This is a genomic window from Kingella pumchi (assembly GCF_022288825.1).
GTDB classification, from domain to species: Bacteria; Pseudomonadota; Gammaproteobacteria; order Burkholderiales; family Neisseriaceae; genus Kingella_D; species Kingella_D pumchi.
Genome location: NZ_JAKOOW010000001.1, coordinates 36,727 through 54,215, shown reverse-complemented (window position 1 = coordinate 54,215; position 17,489 = coordinate 36,727). Strand labels below are relative to the sequence as shown.

Genomic DNA, 17,489 nt, shown 5'->3' with positions numbered 1-17,489 from the left:
CTGCAGCTTATTTGTCCAGCCCTTCCTGCACCATCTGCGCGGCGCGCAGTACGGCGCGGGCTTTGTTTTGGGTTTCCTGCCATTCGGCTTCTTCCTGCGAGTCGGCGACGATGCCGCCGCCGCTTTGCACGTAGAGCGTGCCGTCTTTGATGACGGCGGTGCGGATGGCGATGGCCAGGTCCATATCGTTGTTAAAGCCCCAGCAGCCGACGGCGCCGCCGTAGATATTGCGTTTTTCCGGCTCCAACTCTTCAATGATTTCCAGCGCGCGTACTTTGGGCGCGCCCGAGAGCGTGCCGGCAGGGAAGGTGGCGGCGAGAATATCCATATTGTTCACGCCGTCTTTCAGGCTGCCTTCGACGTTGGAGACGATGTGCATCACGTGCGAGTATTTTTCGATGACCATTTTGTCGGTTACGCGCACGCTGCCGGTGCGGCTGATGCGGCCGACGTCGTTGCGGCCGAGATCGATCAGCATCACGTGTTCGGCAATTTCTTTTTCGTCGGCCAGAAGTTCGCGCTCGTTTTGCGCGTCTTCTTCGGGGGTGGCGCCGCGCAGGCGGGTGCCGGCAATCGGCCGCACGATGACTTGGTTGCGCTCGCGGCGCACCAGGATTTCGGGCGACGAGCCGACGATATGGAAATCGCCGAAATCGTAGTAGAACATATAGGGCGAGGGGTTGAGCGTGCGCAGGGCGCGGTAGAGCGACAGCGGTTTGTCGGCAAAGGGCAGGCTCATGCGCTGGCTGGGGACGACCTGCATGCAGTCGCCGTCGAGAATATAGTCGCGCACGCGGCGCACGTATTCTTTGTAACGTGCTTCGCCGGTGCGGTGCTGCGGTTCGGTTTTCAGGCTGCCCAGCGACAGCGGGATGGCGACGCTTTGGCGCAGCTGTTCGCGCAGGTTTTCCAGCCGTTCGCGGGCGCGCTCGTAGGCGTTGTCCTGCGCAGGGTCGGCGTAAACGATGAGATAGATTTTGCCGGACAGATTGTCCACCACCGCCAGCTCTTGCGACAGCATCAGCAGGATGTCGGGCGTGCCCAGCGGGTCGGCCTTTTCAGGCTGCTTTAAGCGGTGGGCGATGTGTTCGAAATAATAGATGCTCTCGTAGCCGAAATAGCCGACCAGCCCGCCGGTAAAGCGCGGCAGCTTGGGGATTTCCGGCGTTTTGAACCGCGCGTGGAACGCTTCGATAAATGCCAGCGGGTTGCCGTCGTGCGTTTCGGTGATTTGGTGGTTTTGATACAGCTCGCTGCGGCAGCCTGAAACTTTGATATAGGTGTCGCAGGGCAGGCCGATAAAGGAATAGCGCCCGAAACGCTCGCCGCCGACCACCGATTCGAGCAGGTAGGAAAACGGCCGGTTGGCGAGTTTGAGATAGAGCGACAGCGGGGTATCAAGGTCGGCCAAGAGTTCCTGCACCAGCGGAATGCGGTTGTAGCCTTGCGCGGCCTGCTCGAGAAATTGGGATTTGCTGATCATGGCGTGTCTTTCGGATGGTAAACGGGGTTTCAGGCTGCCTTGGGCATCGGGGCAGCCTGAAAAACAACAAGACGGTTTTCAGGCTGCCTTTGCGGGTTTAAAACAGGCGCTGCCGTTCGCGGCTGATGTCGAAACCGTGGCCGCTTTGGTTGGTGCAGACGATGCCGCTTTGGTTCACGCGGCACTGCCAGCCGTCACCGCTGACGGTTTCGCCTTTGATTTTACCAAGCAGGCCCAGGCCGTCGGGGTGTTCGGGGGCGGCGCAGAGAACGCGGGCGGGGCCTGTTTTGCGCAGGATGAATTTCACGCCCTGTTCGCAGTATTCCGGGTTTGCGGTGTCGGAAGCGGACGCGGCAGCGTCTTCGTAGCGGGCCAATTTGGTGCGGCCGGCGACGGTGCAAAACACGCCGTAGTCGGGATGGATGCCGATATCGACGTCGCCCAGGCAGGTGATGCCGCCGCCAGGCGCATCAAAGGCTTTCGCCGCATAGGCGGCGGGGCAGGCAGTGGCCAGGGCGGCGGCCAGAATCAGGATTTGGCGTTTCATGTTTGTCCTTTCACAGTCCTTTGCGCATCACGCGTTGCGCCAGCGTGTTGGACAGGCGGTTGAGCCAGTAGAGCAGCTTGGTTTTGCCGCCCATGATTTGGTAGCGGTTGCGTAAAAAAGCGCGCCAGAATTCGTCTGCCAATTCGTCGGGCGAAATTTTCAAATGGGCATGCCCCTTGCCTTGCGACATCGGCGTGGCGACCATCGGCGGCATCAGCTCAAACACGCGCACGGGTGTGTGTTCCAGCTGCCAGCGCAGGGTTTGGCTCAGGCTGTGCAGCGCGGCTTTGGTGGCGCAATACACGGCGCAGGCCTCCTTGGGCACAATCGCCAAGCCAGACGACACATTAACCACGGCGGCTTCGTGCTGGGCGGTCAAAACGGGTAAAAAGGCGAGCGTAAGCTGGGCGGGCGCGGTGAGATTGGTGTCGATTTCGCGGGCGATGTCGTCGGCGGTTTGGGTGGCAAACGGCTGGGTGTATTGCACGCCGGCGTTGTTTACCAGGATATTGACGTCGGGAAAATCGCGCACCAGCCGTTCGCGGTCGGCGGCCTGTGATATGTCGGCCACGGCGGTTTGGCAGCCTGAAAGCTGCGCGGCGGCCTGGCGCAGCACGTCTTCGCGCCGCCCGGCCAAAATCACGCGGTTGCCGGCGGCGTGGAATTTTTTAGCGAGCGCAAAGCCGATGCCGGTTGCGCCGCCGGTAATCAGGACGGTGTGTTGGTTGGGATTCATAAATGCGGTTTTTATGGTTTGTTTGAAACGGCAAAACGGGTTTTCAGGCTGCCTTGCGCTTATCGGGGCGGCGGCGCGGACTGTTTTTCAGGCTGCTTGACGGTGTGGCTGATGCGCACGAGACTGCCTTGTTTTTCGAAGCGGGTTTCAAAGCTGCGGCTGCTGCCGCAGCCTTCGGTGCTGCTGATGACGCTGACGCTGTCCGCACCGTGGCGGATGAAGCGGTAGCGGTGGCGCATAGCGGCGCATTGTCCGTCGGAGCGGGCGGTATTGCTGTTGCTGTCGGCTTTCGGCAGGTTTGCGGGCAGGTAGATGTCGCGCGGGACGGACGAGTTGTTGCCGTGCAAGACGGGGTTGTAGTCGCTCTCGGGAACGTTGGTTCTGACGTAGCCGGTTTGGAAATAGTAGTAGGCCTGCTCGAGCGAGACGGTTTCGATGGCGCAGCGGTAGGCGTCGGTGCCGTCTTTGCTGTAGGTATGCAGGCAGCCGATGCCTGCGTAAAAACCGGTGGCGGCAGCGCTTGGGGCGGCGGCCGAAAGGGCGGCGGCTAGGATAAGCAGGGCGGGGCGGGGCAGTTTGGGCATGGGGGCTTTCCGAGCGGGCGGGTCGGGTTGTTGTTGCCGTTCAGACTGCTTGGGCGATGCGCTCAAAGGCAGCCTGAAAGCCGTTACAAAACGGTATAGGCGGCTTCGTAGTCGATAATGTCGCGGATTTTGTTGGCTTCGTCCACCAGCACCACTTTCGGGCGGTGGGCGGCGGTTTCCGGCTCGGAGAGCATCACGTAGGACATGATAATCACCACGTCGCCCGGCTGCACCAGCCGTGCGGCGGCGCCGTTCAGGCAGACGGTGCCGCTGCCGCGCTGGCCGGCGATGGTGTAGGTTTCCAGCCGCGCGCCGTTGTTGTTATTGACGATTTGAACCTTTTCATTAACGAGAATGCCGGCGGCGTCCAACAGATCCAAATCGACGGTAACGCTGCCGACGTAGTTGAGATTGGCTTCGGTAACGGTGGCGCGGTGGATCTTGCCGCCGAGCAGGGTGCGGAACATGGTGTGTGCTTTCAGATGGAAAAAACGGCGCATTGTACTAAATTTGGCCGGCGGTTTCGACCGCGCTTGCAGGCAGCCTGAAAGCCGGTTCAGCGCGAAAAGCGCGCCCAGTCTTCGGCAAAATAGGCCACCAGTGCCTGGTTGTTGAGATAGTTGGCCTTCACCGGCCGCCGCGCCATATCGGGCGGGAAGCGGAACATCGCCGCGGCTTCGGCGGGCGTGAGATAGCGGGTGGGCACGTCAAAGCGCTCGGGCGCTTTCAGGCTGCCTTCGCGGGCGGCGAGCACAAAGCCCCATTCGCCGAAGGAAGGCACATAGGCGTGATAGGGCGCGGTGGCAAAACCGGCCGCTTCCAGCGTCGCCACCACCGACCAATAGGCATTGGGGGCGAAATAGGGCGAGGTGGACTGGACGACCACCCGCGCGCCGGGATTCAAACGGCGCGCGAGCATGCGGTACATCGGCACCGAATAGAGCTTGCCGAGGGCGAAATTGGAAGGGTCGGGCAGGTCGATAATCGCTACATCAAAGCTGTCGGTGGCGCTTTCAAGCCATTGCGCGGCATCGGCATTGACAATCTGCAGCTTGGGATGGGCGAGCGAATTGCCGTTTAGGCGGGTGAGTTCGGCCGAGCGGCGGAACACTTCGGTCATCTCGGCATCCAAGTCCACCAGCACCACCCGCCGCACATCGGGATATTTGAGCACTTCGCGCGCCGCCAGCCCGTCGCCGCCGCCGAGTATCAGCACCTGTTCGCGGCGCGGCGCGCTCTGCATCGCCGGCAGCACCAGCGCTTCGTGGTAGCGGGCTTCGTCGCGCGAGGAAAACTGCAGGTTGCCGTTGAGATACAGGCGGATGTCGTCCTGCCATTTGGTCAGCACCAGCCGCTGGTAGGGTGTGTGGCGGCGGTACACCACCGGATCGCCGAAATACTGCTCTTCGGCAAAAGAAGCGATGCGCTCGGCGGCGGCGAAAAACGCGCCCAGCACCAACAGCACCAGCCAGCCGCGCAGGTTCAGGCGCAGATAGCGGCGGCCGAGAACGGAACGAAACACGCGGGCGGTCAGCAGCGCCACCGCGGCGTTGAGAATGCCGAACAACAGCGCCGAGCGCGCCATGCCCAGCCGCGGCGCCAGCAGCAGCGGAAACAGCAGCGACACCGCCAGCGCACCCAGATAGTCGAAAGTCAGCACTTTGGACACCAGCTCTTTAAAGTCGGCGCCGTCGCGGTTCAGCACCCGCATCACCAGCGGGATTTCCATGCCCACCACTGTGCCCACCACCAGCACCAGCGCATACAAAAGCGTGCGGAACGGCGCCGCCGCCAGCCCGAAGGCGACAAACAAAAACAGCGCCGACAGCCCGCCGCACAGCCCCACCAGCAGCTCGATTTCGATAAAGCGCGCCAGCGCGTCGTCTTCTTTGATGTAGCGCGTCAGATGGGCGCCGATGCCCATCGCAAACAGATACAGCCCGATCACTAGCGAATACTGCACGATGCTGTCGCCCAGCAGATAGCTGGCCAGCGCCGCCATCACCAATTCATAGGCGAGGCCGCAGCTGGCGGCGATAAATACGGAAACAATCAGGGCGCGGTGCGGTTTGATCATGGCAAAGGTGCGGGCGGTTTTCAGGCTGCCTGCAGCAGGGAAGCCTGAAAAAACTGCGGGCGGGGAAAAGACGGAAAAACAGGCGTCAGGCAGCCTGAAACGGTTTTACAGCCAGCGGCGGGTGCGGCGGCAGTAGTTGCGGTAGTCGTCGCCGAATTTGGCAGCGAGAATGCGCTCTTCCGGCCAGATCTGATAGCGGTTGATTAACACGACAAACAGCGCGATGCAGAGCCAGGCGGCGGCATTGCCCAGCCACAGCGCCCACGCCACCAACAGCAGCGCCATGCCCAGATACATCGGGTTGCGGCTGTAGCGGTAGATGCCGTCGGTAACCACGCGGCTGCTGTTGTTTGGAGTGTGCGGATTGACGGTGGTGCCGTGGCGGTGAAAGGCGATGCCGCCGGCAACAATCACCGCCACGCCGGCCAGCGCCACCGGCCAGGCCGCCCAAGCGGCACCGGCAAAACCGGCGGCGGGCAGCAGCAGGGCGGCGGCTTTCATCAGTGCGGCCACGACCAGCATCCATACGGGCGGGGGGATTTTCAGTTCCATAGTATTTGTTAGCGAATGGGAAAAGGCAGCCTGAAAAGCAATCTGTAGGGTGCACACCGTGCACCGGAAAAATGTTTGATGCTGCCAATGGTGCGCGGGGCGCACCCTACGTTGTGTATCGGAAAACTGGTCGGGCGGCAAAGCAGCCTGAAAGCGGGGCTTACGCTTTGGCGAGAGCCGAGGCAATCAGCATCTGGGTGCCGAACCAGCCCCAGTAGATGCGGTGGCGGCGGATTTTGCCGTCGTCGTCCAGCTCCATTAGTTCGAGAATATCGACTTGGCTGCCGTCGGGCGTTTGGCACGGATACTCCCATACCAGCAGCCTGCCGGCGGCCAGATAGCGGCCGTCGCGGTACCAGCGCACCAGCTCGTTTGGCCGGCGGCGGCTGCCTTCTTCGAGAAAGGCGAGGATTTCGGCACGGCCGCGCAGCACGCCGCTGTCGCGCCCGAGTATCACCGGCACCAGCGGCGATTCCAGCTCGGCATCGTCGGCATAAAGGGCAATCAGGGCGGCGGTGTCGCGGCTTTTGGCGGCTTGGTGCCATTGTTCGTAGATATGGCGGGCGGGTTCCATGCGCTTCCTTTCGTTTTCAGGCTGCTTTCAGATGCTGCCGGCTTTTTCGATAACCAGCATCCGCGCTTCGCCGATGGGGTGGGCAACGTGTTCGCAGCCGTTTTTGGCGTGGAAGATGTCGCCGGCGTTCAGGCGGGCGCGGTGTTCGCTGCCGTGTTCGCGCCAGCGCATTTCAACGGCGCCGTCCAATACGGCAAACACTTCTTCGCCGTCGTTGGTATGCCAGCGGTAGGGCTGGTCGCTCCAATGCAGGCGGACGGTGGTGTTGCCGGCGAAGGCGGCGATGTTAAGCGCGCCTCACGGGCGATCGGCGGTGAAATCGGCGGCGGTGATGATGCGTTGGTTCATGGTCGGGTTGGGTTTTAGGCGAGACAAAAGGCAGCCTGAAAAGTTTTCAGGCTGCCTTGGGCTTGGTTATTTCCAATGCCAGTACCAGCCGGCAAACAGCGAGCAGCCGTTGGCGAGTTTGCAGTGGGCCAGCCAGATAATCACCAGCACGGTGGCGGTGGCGGCAATATAGGCGAGATTGGATTTCAGGCTGCGCGGCGGGTTTTTGGTGCAGACGAAGCCGAGTACCACATACACCACCACCAATAGCAGCTTGTAGGCCAGCCAGCGGGCGTTGCCGAAGGGCGATGCGGCGGTGATCGCCATCAGCATCATGCCGGTAAACAGCAGCAGGGTGTCGTTGATGTGGGGGATGTAGCGCAGCCAGACGTTGAGCGGTTTGTCGGGGCGCCAGATTTTCAGCCAGAAGCGCAGGTTGAACAGGGTCAGGCTGATGATGATGATGACGTGGTGGAGTTGTTTGGTGTCCAGATAAAATTCGGCAAGTTCGCCCATGGGCTGCTTTCCTTCCTTTTGGTGCGGTCTGCTGCGGCGCTCGGCCGCAAAGCGGCGGATTTTACCGTATCTGCCGCTAAAAAGGCAGCCTGAAAAAGTTTTCAGGCTGCCTTTGCGCTTTACTGCCGATCGGGCGGGACGGGATTAGTTTTTCTCCTGATCGACCAGTTTGTTTTTGGCGATCCACGGCATCATGCCGCGCAGCTGGGCGCCGACTTTTTCGATTTGGTGATCGGCGTTTAAGCGGCGGCGGGCGGTCATGCTCGGGTAGTTGGCCGCGCCTTCCTGGATGAACATTTTGGCGTATTCGCCGCTTTGGATGCGGTAGAGCGCTTTTTTCATCGCTTCTTTGGTGGCGGCGGTGATGACTTCCGGGCCGGTTACGTATTCGCCGTATTCGGCGTTGTTGGAAATCGAGTAGTTCATGTTGGCGATGCCGCCTTCGTACATCAAATCAACGATGAGTTTGAGTTCGTGCAGGCACTCGAAGTAGGCCATTTCGGGGGCGTAGCCGGCTTCGACCAAGGTTTCAAAACCGCATTTCACCAGCTCGACCGCGCCGCCGCACAATACGGCCTGTTCGCCGAAGAGGTCGGTTTCGGTTTCTTCGCGGAAGTTGGTTTCAATCACGCCGCCTTTGGTGCCGCCGTTGGCTGCGGCGTAAGAGAGGGCGATGTCGCGGGCTTTGCCGGATTTGTCTTGGTACACGGCAATCAGCGAGGGCACGCCGCCGCCTTTGAGAAATTCGCTGCGTACGGTGTGGCCGGGGCCTTTGGGGGCAACCATAATCACATCCAAATCTTCGCGCGGCACGATTTGGTTGTAGTGCACGTTAAAGCCGTGGGCGAAAGCCAAAGTGGCGCCCTGTTTCAGATTGGGCGCGATTTCGTTTTTGTAAACCACGGGCTGGTTTTCGTCGGGCAGCAGAATCATCACCACGTCGGCTTTTTTGGTGGCATCGGCCACGGACAATACTTCAAAGCCGGCGGCTTCGGCTTTTTTCCACGAACCGCCCTGGCGCAGGCCGATCACCACGTTTACGCCGGAGTCTTTCAGGTTGGCGGCGTGGGCGTGGCCTTGCGAGCCGTAGCCGATGATGGCGACGGTTTTGCCTTTGATCAGGGAGAGGTCGGCGTCTTTGTCGTAATACACTTTCATGGGGAATCCTTATATGGTAGAAACGGCGGCATCTGCCGCAAAAAATACTGCGGATAAAGCGGATAAAACAGACATTGCCCCTGCCTTGCCGGTAGCGGCGCCGCCCTGATGCGGCGGTGCCCTGGTCTATCCGGCCTGCAGCCCGGCTGCGGTGGGGTGCGGGCTGCGCTGCGGCGCTTCTGGCGCGGCAAATCCGGCAAAGGCGCAACGGGCGCGAATATACACTAATTTTGCCGTTTCAGGCAGCCTGAAAGCGGCTTTGCGCCGCGCTTAGGCAGGCAGAAAGCGCGCTTTGTGGCAGAATAGCGGCTTTCAACAGACAAAGGAGCAAAACATGCAGCAGGCATGGGTATATTGGGCGCTGGCTTCGGCAGTATTCGCGGCGCTGACGGCGGTATTTGCCAAACTCGGGCTGCAGGGCATCGACTCGGATTTCGCCACCTTTATCCGCACCATTGTGATCCTGCTGGCGCTGGCGGCTTTTCTGACCTACGCCCACAAATGGCAGCCGCTGACGGCGGTGGGCGGGCGCCAGTGGCTGTTTCTGGTGCTTTCCGGCCTGGCCACCGGCGCATCGTGGCTGGCGTATTTCAAGGCGCTGCAGATGGGCAATGCTTCGCAGGTGGCGCCGATCGACAAAATGAGCGTGGTGCTGGTGGCGCTGTTTGCCTTTGTTTTTCTCGGCGAGCGGCCGGACGGGCGCGAATGGCTGGGCATCGCGCTGGTCGGTGCCGGCGTGCTGGTGCTGGCAATCAAGCGCTGACGGTTTTTACAGCAGCGCAACGGCTTTCAGGCAGCCTGAAAGCCGTTTTTGCGTTTTCAGGCTGCCCGTTTGATTTGACGGACGGCGCAACGGTATTGGCAAGCGTTTTTCAGGCGTCGTTTGCACGCCAAGAAAATTTCCGCCGGCGCGGGAATCGGGGGGCGATAAAAGTTTCAGGCTGCCTTGAGCTAAGGCAGCCTGAAAACTGTTTTAGTGCGGTTTTTCCGATTCGGGTTTTTCCGATTCGGGTTTTTCCGATTCGGGTTTTTCCGGTTCGGATTCTTTTGCCCCCGTTGCATCCGAAGCCGGTTTGTCCGCATCCGCTTTATCCGGGCTGCCGCTTGTCTGCGCTTTCGGGCGGACAAACAGCAGCGCCAGCGCCAGCAGGGCGGCGGTGCCGATCAGGGGCAGCGAGCCGCCTGTTTTCATATAGGGCGTTTCGCCGTGCATGCCCTGCACATAGCCTTCGAGCACGGTGGCGGTTTGCGGGCGGCTGAGTTTGATCACCTGACCCTGCGGCGAAACGATGGCGGTGGCGCCGGTATTGGTGGCGCGGATCATATAGCGGCCGAGTTCCAAGGCGCGCGCCTGCGACTGCTGCAGCTGCTGCCACATGGCGTTGGAGCCGCCGAACCAGGCCAGGTTGCTGATGTTGGCCAGCAGGGTGGAATGGCGGGCGGATTCGATCAGCTCGTCGCCAAAGCCGTCTTCGTAGCAGATGTTGAAGGCGACTTTCTGACCGGCCATATCAAAGGGCGTCTGCGCCGCGCCGCCGCGCTGGAAGTCGCCCAGCGGCATATCGATAAAGCGGTACACCGGCTCGCTGATCGCCGGCAGCGGCTTGTATTCGCCAAAGGGCACCAGATGGTTTTTGGCGTAAAGCTGAAAACGGTCGGGATACTCGGAATCGTAGTCCTGCAGGTTGATGGCGGCGTTCAGGTAGTTTTGGCCGTCGTCGGTCAGCACCGGCACGCCCAGCGCCAGCGCGCTGCCGTTGCGCTTGGCCGCTTCGGCGAAGACTTCGATCAGGCCGGGTTCGAGCTGGCTGAGAAACTGCGGAAAGGCGGTTTCGGGCAGCACGACAATCTGCGCGCGGCTGGAAGAAACCAGCTCGTAGTAGCGGCGGTAGGTTTCCGCCAGGCGGTCGGGATCGAACTTAAACTGCTGCTCGATATTGCCCTGCACCAGGCCGACGCTGACCGGCTGCCCTTCGCCGCGGGTAAAGCCGATGCCGCGCAGCACATGGCCGCTGGAGAGCAGCGCCAGCGCGGCGGCGGCAAACAGCAGCCGCTGGCGCAAAATGCAGTTGTTCACTGCCAGCACCAGCCAGCCGGCCAGCAGCACGGTGGCCAGCGTCACCAAATGGATGCCGCCCACCGGTGCGAAACCGGCCAGCGGGCTGGCATCGGCGATTTGCGAATAGCCGACCGCGCCCCAGCCGAAGCCGGTCAGCACCCGTTCGCGGGCAAATTCCGCCAGCGTCCACAGCAGCGGCAGCACGATGCCGGTTTGCGCCCAGCGCGGCAGACGGTATTTTTCCAGCAGCCAAAATACTGCGGCCGGATACAGCGCGAGAAAGGCCGGCAGCAGCAGGGTGAGCGGCACGGCGTAGATTTCCGGCATGCCGCCGATGTCGTGCATCGACGTGTGTATCCACCAAAACTGGCTGCCGTAGGCCACCAGCCCGAACCAGTAGCCCGAAGAAACGCGCCGCTGCGGCTTGAGCTCGGTCAGGCGGAACAACACCGCCAGCAGCAGCGGCATCAGCCAGAAATGGTAATAGGGCGCGAAAGCCAGCGGCGTGGCGGCGGCCAGCGCGGTGAGCAGCAGAAAATACAGCCACGGCTTTTGCCAGTGGCGTTCGAGTGCGGAAAGTCGGTCGGTCATGGTGCTTATTCGTCTTTCAGGCTGCCTGTGTTTTCAGGCAGCCGGTGCGGCATGGGGGAAAGCGCCCGCAGCCTGTAAGGATTCGGCTCGGTTCGGGCGGTGCGGAATTGTCGGTACTCGCTGCCGCAGCGTCAAGATAGCGGCCGGATAGGACGGACGAAACTGGCGGCTTTGCCACGCTGCGCGGTTTTTCAGGCTGCTTTTGGCTTTCAGGCTGCTTTTCAAACGGCCTTTGGATGTTTCAGACTGCCTTAATCCGCCGCCGCTTCGGTTTCGCCGCTGCTTTCAGGCTGCCCGAGCAGGCCGTCGAGTATGCTGCATTGCGGGCATTCGTCGCCGCGGCAGGCGTCGTGCCAGCGCTGCAGGGTGGCGCGCATGGCGTTTAGGCGGCGGATTTGGGCGTCGAGTTCGGCGATGTGCGCGGCGGTCAGTGCTTTGACGGCGCGGCTGCTGCGGCCGCTATCGTCGTTCAGCGCCAGCAGTTCGGCAGTCTGCGGCAGCGAAAAGCCGACTTCGCGGGCGTGGCGGATAAAGTTGAGCCGCGCCAAATCGCCGCTGCCGTAGCGGCGGTAGCCGTTGGCGGCGCGTTCGGCCGGCGGCAGCAGGCCGGCTTTTTCGTAGTCGCGGATTTGTTTGGCGCTCAAACCGGTGGCGCGGGCGGCCTGGCTGATGTTCATGGGCTTGACCTTTACTCGGTGTTAGGGTTTAGAGTATGCCTGAGAAATTATGCGACGGACAGCGACAGGAGAACGATTATGGCCGAAGGGCGCATTACTTTCCGCATTGAGGGTATGACTTGCCAGGCGTGCGCGGCGCGCTTGGAAAAGGTTTTGAACAAAAAAGATTTTGTGCATGAGGCAACGGTGAATTTCGCCAGCGAGGAAGCGCAAATCCGCTTCGATGCCGAGATTGCCGACGCCGCAATCTTGACCGAGACGGTTGCTAAAGCGGGCTTTACCGCGCTGCCGCCGCAAGAAGGGCAGCCTGAAAACGGCGAAGATGCCGCTGCCGGCGCGGGCAGCCTGAAAAGCCATTGGCGGCTGTGGCTGCTGCTGGTTTTGGCGCTGCCGTTTGTGGTCGGTATGCTGGGAATGTTGGCGGGCAGCCATGCGCTGATGCCGCCCTTGTGGTACCAGCTTGCCGCGGCAAGTGCCGTTCAGTTGTGGCTGGCGCTGCCGTTTTACCGCAGTGCGTGCGCCAGCGTGCGCGGCGGGCTGGCGAATATGGACGTGTTGGTGTCGGTGGGTACGGCGGCGATTTACCTGTATTCGCTGGGCATGGTGCTGGCCGGCGGCGGCCATGAGGCGGTGTATTTCGAAGCCGGCGTGATGGTGGTGGCTTTTGTGTCGCTGGGCAAGTATCTGGAAGAGCGCACCAAGCGCGGTAGCCTGAACAGCTTGGGTTTGCTGTTGCGGCTGACGCCCGCCGAAACCGAAGTACGCACCGCAGACGGAACTTGGCACCTGCAGCCCTTGTCTGCCGTGAAAGCCGGCGACGTGCTGCGCTGCACCGACGGCGGCCGCATCGCTGCCGACGGCGTGGTGCTGGCGGGCGAGGCGTGGGCGGACGAGAGCCATCTGACCGGCGAGAGCGAGCCGCAGCGCAAAACTGCCGGCAGCCGCGTGCTGGCGGGCGCTTTGCTTTCCGGCAGCGTCGAATACCGCGCCGAAGCGCTCGGCGGCGATACGCTGCTGGGCGATATGATGCGTGCTTTGTCGGAAGCGCAGGGCAGCAAAGCGCCGATTGCGCGGCTGGCCGATAAAGTGGCGGCGGTGTTCGTGCCCGTTGTGCTGGTGCTGGCGCTGCTGACTTTCGCGCTTACCTGGCTGTTCAGCGGCAGCCCGGTTACTGCGCTGGTGCATGCGGTGGCGGTGCTGGTGGTGGCCTGCCCCTGTGCGCTGGGTCTGGCCACGCCGGCCGCGATTATGGCGGGCATGGGCGCGGCAATCGGGCGTGGTGTGTGGTTTAAAAACGCGGCGGTGATGGAACGCGCCGGCCGCGTCGATACCGTGGTGCTCGATAAAACCGGCACGCTGACCGCCGGCCGGCCGCAAATTGCCGCGCTGTGGCTGGCCGAGGGCGTGGACGAGGCGCTGTTGTTTCAGGCTGCTTTGGCGGTCGAACAGCATTCGCGCCATCCTTTGGCGCAGGCATTGCTGGCCGCCGCAGCCGAGCGCGGCATCAGCCCGCCGCCGGCATCGGCGCCCTACAGCGAAGCCGGTGCCGGCTTGGAGGCGGATGTGGCCGGTATCGGCCGGGTTCGCGTGGGCAAATCCGAATTTTGCGGTTTCAGGCTGCCTGAAAATCTGGAGGGCATCTGGCAGATTGCCAGCGTGGCCGCCGTTTCGGCAGACGGCAAGGCGCTGGGTGCGGTGGCGTTTGCCGATACCCTGCGGCCGGACAGCGCGGCGGCGGTGGCACGTTTGCAGGCGGTCGGCATCGAAGTGCGGATGATGAGCGGCGATCGGCCGGCAGCGGTGGCGCAAATCGCAACGGAACTCGGTTTGGCTGCGGCGCAGGGCGCGATGTCGCCGCGGGACAAAGCGGAAGCGGTACGGCAGCTGATGGCGGAGGGCAGGGTGGTGGCAATGGCCGGCGACGGCATCAACGACGCCCCCGCGCTGGCAGCGGCAGATGTCGGTTTCGCGCTCAAAGGCGGCACCGATGTCGCCGAACACAGCGCCGATGCATTGCTGATGAACGGCTCGGTCGGTCAGCTTGCCGATGCGCTCTTGGTGGCGCGCGCCACGCTGAAAACCATCCGGCAGAATCTGTTTTTCGCTTTTTTCTACAATGTGTTGGCCATTCCGCTGGCAGCTTTCGGCCTGCTCAGTCCGGTGATCGCCGGAGCGGCGATGGCGCTCAGCTCGGTTACGGTGCTGGGCAATGCGCTGCGCTTGAAGCATTTTGCCCGACGCGTCTGTTAACCCGGCGCGTCTGTTAAACGGCAGCCTGAAAAAAAGCAGCCTGAAATCTTTTCAGGCTGCTTTAAATGCAACAAAACACCGTAAGGCAGCCTGAAAGCCAATCCCAGCGGCACAAAACGCAAAAAATACCGCGCAGCCGGAAACGGTTGTGCGGTTTTGTTGCGTCTTAACAAAAGGATTTTACAGTTTTTCGTTTGAAAACATTGATCTGGGAAAAAACAGCCCGCCGTGCGGCAGGACAAGAGTGGCGGCTTTGGGTATAATCGCCGCTTTCGCAAACAAAGGTTAAAGCAAATGGCAGACTTCAATCAGATTCTCGACGCCGGCGACGTGGACGGCGGCATCATCAACGTAGTAGTCGAAATCCCGCAGGGTTCGAACCATAAAATCGAATGGAACCGCAAGCTGGCGGTGATGCAGCTGGATCGGGTCGAGCCGCAGTTGTTTGCCAAACCGACCAATTACGGCTTTATCCCGCAAACACTGGACGAAGACGGCGACGAACTGGATGCGCTGATCATCACCGACAGCCCGCTGCCCACCGGCATTTTCTTGGAAGCACGCATCATCGGCGTGATGAAGTTTGTCGATGACGGCGAAGTGGACGACAAAATCGTGGTGGTTCCCGCTGATGACCGCCATACCGGCAATGCCATCAAAACCTTGCAGGATTTGCCTGCGCAGCTGATTAAGCAAATCGAGTTCCATTTTAACCATTACAAAGATTTGAAAAAGGCCGGCACCACCAAAGTCGAACACTGGGGCGATATTGAAGAAGCCAAAGCGGTGGTGCGCGAATCCCAAGAACGCTGGAAAAAGCGCTAAATCCTGATTTTTATTGAAAACCGGTTTTCAGGCTGCCTGTTTTGTGTTGCAATCACTTTAAGGCAGCCTGAAAAACAAATTGAAGCATCGGCGAGGTGCCGAGAAACGTTAGTTTTATCGAGTATCGTTTGGAAAATATCGAATACCTGCCGCCATCCGGCGACGAGGGCGGCGAAGTCCAGGCTCTGAATGTTCCGCCCCATTCGGTTGAAGCGGAGCAGTCGCTGCTCGGCGGCCTGCTGTTGGAAAATGCCGCTTGGGACAAGATTGCTGATCTGATCAGTGAGGGCGACTTCTACCGCCGCGAACACCGTTTGATTTTTCAGGCAATCGAGCTGCTGATCAATGCCAGCCGTCCGGCCGACATCATTACCGTTCAGGAGGAGTTGGAGCGGAACGACGATTTGGAAGCGTCCGGCGGTTTCAACTATTTGGTTACTTTGGCGCAGAATACGCCGTCCGCTGCCAATATCCAGCGTTATGCGGAAATTGTGCGCGAGCGCTCCGTTATCCGCCAATTGGCGGAAGTTGGAACGGATATTGCTAGGAATGCCTATAATACCGAAGGCCGCACAGCCGAGCAGCTTTTGGACGAGGCGGAAAACAAGGTGTTCCAAATTGCTGAAAGCACGGCAAAATCCAAGCAGGGTTTTTTGGAAATGCCGGTGCTGCTGAAAGAGAATATCGAACGCATCGACAAGCTCTATCAGCGCGACAATCCTGAAGAAGTAACCGGCTTGGCCACCGGTTTTGCCGATTTGGATAAAATGACTTCCGGCTTGCAAGATGGTGATTTGATTATTGTCGCTGGTCGACCGTCGATGGGTAAAACGGCTTTTGCCATCAATATTGCCGAGCATGTCGCCATTCACCACAAAGCGCCGGTTGCGGTATTCTCAATGGAAATGGGCGCCGCCCAGCTGGTTATGAGAATGCTCGGTTCGGTCGGTAGGGTGGATCAAAGCGTATTGCGTACCGGTAATTTGGAAGACGAGCATTGGGCGCGCTTGAATGAAGCAGTCGCAAGATTGTCGGATGCGCCGGTATATATCGACGAAACGCCCGGATTAACCGCTCTGGAATTACGCGCCCGCGCCCGCCGCTTGGCAAGGAAATTCAACGGCAGCTTGGGCTTGATTGTGATTGACTATCTGCAGTTGATGTCAGGTTCAGGACGTAGTGATAATCGTGCTTCGGAATTAGGAGAAATCTCCCGATCTTTAAAAGCACTTGCCAAGGAATTGCGGGTGCCGGTAATTGCCTTGTCGCAACTTTCACGCTCGGTCGAGCAGCGAACCGACAAACGACCAATGATGTCCGATTTGCGCGAGTCCGGCGCCATTGAGCAAGATGCTGATTTGATCATGTTTATGTTCCGCGATGAGTATTACACCAAGGAGCAAAGCCAATACAAAGGGCTTGCCGAATGTATTATCGGCAAGCACCGCAACGGTCCTACAGGCAGGGTGTTCCTTACTTTCCTGGGGCAGTTCACTAAATTTGAAAATACTGCTTATGTTCCCGATTTGGGGCAGGATGCCAATTAAATTTTAAAATCTATTTTCTCTGCATATTGATTTCAGGTAGATAAGAATGAATAAGAAAATTAACGGTTTTACCCTAATTGAGCTGTTGGTTACGATAGCTATTCTCGGCATTATGGCTGCCATTGCCATGCCGAGCATGAGTCGTTTTATTGCCAATAGCCAAACATTGAATCGTACCGAACAGGTTGCCAACCTATTTCGTTTTGCTAAATCCGAATCTATCCGGTTGGGCGTGCCTGTTTTAATTTGTGGAGTAACTGTCCGTTCTGATGGCAGGCACTCTGGAGTGTGCGATGCCAATGGCAATGCAAATAGCGGCATGATGGCTTATGCAGATAAGAATAGAAACGGTAAATATGATGCAGGCGGAGATGATTTGGTTGTCCGTACCGTTACGATTAATGGCAATGGCAATTTAAATTTAGTATTGGATATGGAGGCATGTCCTTTGAATTCTTCCCAGTGTGGACGAGTAAATGTGAAAGAGTTTGTTTATATGCCAAGCGGTATGTTTGGGATCAAAGCAAATAGGAACGATGATCCGAGTAACATTTTGGTCGGTAAGGATTTTTTAAAAATTATGGTTTCTAAGGCCAGTAGCCAAGGCAATGAGCGTAGAGTTATTGTAGGTCCCAACGGGAATGTATTTTTGTGCGGAAGCTCGCAAAAAGAAACTTTTGAAAAAAACGGTGCCAGTAGCAAACGTCTTTGTAATTAAAAGATTAGCGATAAGTTATTTAAACAGGCTGATTTAATAATTGCGCGTAGCGCGCAGACAGGTGGTCATTATGAGAAAAAATAATTTGTATATTCTTAATGGATTAAAAAATAAGAATCGTGGATCTACATTGTTAGAAGTAATTGTATCGGTGTTTCTGCTTACTTTCGGTATCTTGGCCTTAATGGCGGCGCAACTGAGATCGGTTTCTAGCGTCTCAGAAGCAGAGAACCGAACCATTGTTGCTCAAGCAGCCGAATCCCTAATG

The 17,489-nt window shown here is 59.4% G+C and carries 19 protein-coding genes; 6 read left to right on the top strand and 13 right to left on the bottom strand.

Annotated features, from left to right (window positions below; translation table 11 throughout):
* Positions 1-7: 7 nt before the first annotated feature.
* From trpE to ilvC, 11 genes are all read right to left on the bottom strand, one after another.
* Positions 8-1,483 (bottom strand): anthranilate synthase component I, encoded by a 1,476-nt coding sequence (trpE, locus tag MB824_RS00280; protein ID WP_238744823.1) that lies wholly within the window; start codon positions 1,481-1,483, stop codon positions 8-10.
* A 97-nt stretch (positions 1,484-1,580) separates the two neighbouring features.
* On the bottom strand, positions 1,581-2,030 hold the full coding sequence (locus MB824_RS00275; protein ID WP_238744821.1) for a DUF6636 domain-containing protein: 450 nt from the start codon (positions 2,028-2,030) through the stop codon (positions 1,581-1,583).
* Positions 2,031-2,040: 10 nt separating this feature from the next.
* Entirely contained in the window at positions 2,041-2,766 is a 726-nt protein-coding gene (locus tag MB824_RS00270) for an SDR family oxidoreductase (RefSeq protein ID WP_238744819.1), read from the bottom strand.
* A gap of 59 nt (positions 2,767-2,825) precedes the next feature.
* Positions 2,826-3,350, bottom strand: coding sequence for a hypothetical protein (locus MB824_RS00265; RefSeq protein ID WP_238744817.1), 525 nt, complete (start codon positions 3,348-3,350; stop codon positions 2,826-2,828).
* Between the two features lie 83 nt (positions 3,351-3,433).
* Positions 3,434-3,817, bottom strand: coding sequence for an aspartate 1-decarboxylase (panD, locus tag MB824_RS00260; protein ID WP_238744815.1), 384 nt, complete (start codon positions 3,815-3,817; stop codon positions 3,434-3,436).
* A gap of 89 nt (positions 3,818-3,906) precedes the next feature.
* Positions 3,907-5,424: a polyamine aminopropyltransferase gene (locus tag MB824_RS00255; RefSeq protein WP_238744983.1), complete on the bottom strand. Its 1,518-nt coding sequence runs from the start codon at positions 5,422-5,424 to the stop codon at positions 3,907-3,909.
* A gap of 108 nt (positions 5,425-5,532) precedes the next feature.
* A complete protein-coding gene (locus tag MB824_RS00250) occupies positions 5,533-5,979 on the bottom strand; it encodes a methyltransferase family protein (protein WP_238744813.1) in 447 nt (148 codons plus the stop codon).
* A gap of 160 nt (positions 5,980-6,139) precedes the next feature.
* The gene (locus MB824_RS00245; RefSeq protein ID WP_238744811.1) at positions 6,140-6,553 is read right to left on the bottom strand and encodes a nuclear transport factor 2 family protein; all 414 of its coding nucleotides are present in this window, start codon (positions 6,551-6,553) and stop codon (positions 6,140-6,142) included.
* Between the two features lie 27 nt (positions 6,554-6,580).
* Positions 6,581-6,838: a cupin domain-containing protein gene (locus MB824_RS00240; protein ID WP_238744981.1), complete on the bottom strand. Its 258-nt coding sequence runs from the start codon at positions 6,836-6,838 to the stop codon at positions 6,581-6,583.
* A 129-nt stretch (positions 6,839-6,967) separates the two neighbouring features.
* Positions 6,968-7,396: a SirB2 family protein gene (locus MB824_RS00235; protein WP_238744809.1), complete on the bottom strand. Its 429-nt coding sequence runs from the start codon at positions 7,394-7,396 to the stop codon at positions 6,968-6,970.
* 144 nt (positions 7,397-7,540) lie between these two features.
* On the bottom strand, positions 7,541-8,554 hold the full coding sequence (gene ilvC, locus MB824_RS00230; RefSeq protein ID WP_238744807.1) for a ketol-acid reductoisomerase: 1,014 nt from the start codon (positions 8,552-8,554) through the stop codon (positions 7,541-7,543).
* A 334-nt stretch (positions 8,555-8,888) separates the two neighbouring features.
* Between ilvC and MB824_RS00225 the strand changes: the two genes are divergently transcribed.
* Entirely contained in the window at positions 8,889-9,317 is a 429-nt protein-coding gene (locus tag MB824_RS00225; protein WP_238744805.1) for an EamA family transporter, read from the top strand.
* Between the two features lie 210 nt (positions 9,318-9,527).
* On the opposite strand, the gene lnt is transcribed toward MB824_RS00225, so the two are convergent.
* On the bottom strand, positions 9,528-11,204 hold the full coding sequence (lnt, locus tag MB824_RS00220; RefSeq protein ID WP_238744803.1) for an apolipoprotein N-acyltransferase: 1,677 nt from the start codon (positions 11,202-11,204) through the stop codon (positions 9,528-9,530).
* A 251-nt stretch (positions 11,205-11,455) separates the two neighbouring features.
* On the bottom strand, positions 11,456-11,881 hold the full coding sequence (locus MB824_RS00215) for a Cu(I)-responsive transcriptional regulator (protein ID WP_238744801.1): 426 nt from the start codon (positions 11,879-11,881) through the stop codon (positions 11,456-11,458).
* A gap of 78 nt (positions 11,882-11,959) precedes the next feature.
* Here MB824_RS00215 and MB824_RS00210 point away from each other — a divergent pair, with 78 nt between their 5' ends.
* The 5 genes from MB824_RS00210 to MB824_RS00190 all read left to right on the top strand — a co-directional run.
* Positions 11,960-14,131: a heavy metal translocating P-type ATPase gene (locus MB824_RS00210; protein WP_238744799.1), complete on the top strand. Its 2,172-nt coding sequence runs from the start codon at positions 11,960-11,962 to the stop codon at positions 14,129-14,131.
* 294 nt (positions 14,132-14,425) lie between these two features.
* Positions 14,426-14,956, top strand: coding sequence for an inorganic diphosphatase (locus tag MB824_RS00205; RefSeq protein ID WP_238744797.1), 531 nt, complete (start codon positions 14,426-14,428; stop codon positions 14,954-14,956).
* 137 nt (positions 14,957-15,093) lie between these two features.
* On the top strand, positions 15,094-16,503 hold the full coding sequence (gene dnaB, locus MB824_RS00200) for a replicative DNA helicase (RefSeq protein ID WP_238744979.1): 1,410 nt from the start codon (positions 15,094-15,096) through the stop codon (positions 16,501-16,503).
* 46 nt (positions 16,504-16,549) lie between these two features.
* On the top strand, positions 16,550-17,221 hold the full coding sequence (locus tag MB824_RS00195; protein ID WP_238744795.1) for a GspH/FimT family pseudopilin: 672 nt from the start codon (positions 16,550-16,552) through the stop codon (positions 17,219-17,221).
* 70 nt (positions 17,222-17,291) lie between these two features.
* The coding region (locus MB824_RS00190) for a type IV pilus modification PilV family protein (RefSeq protein ID WP_238744793.1) at positions 17,292-17,489 on the top strand (198 nt) is incomplete at its 3' end.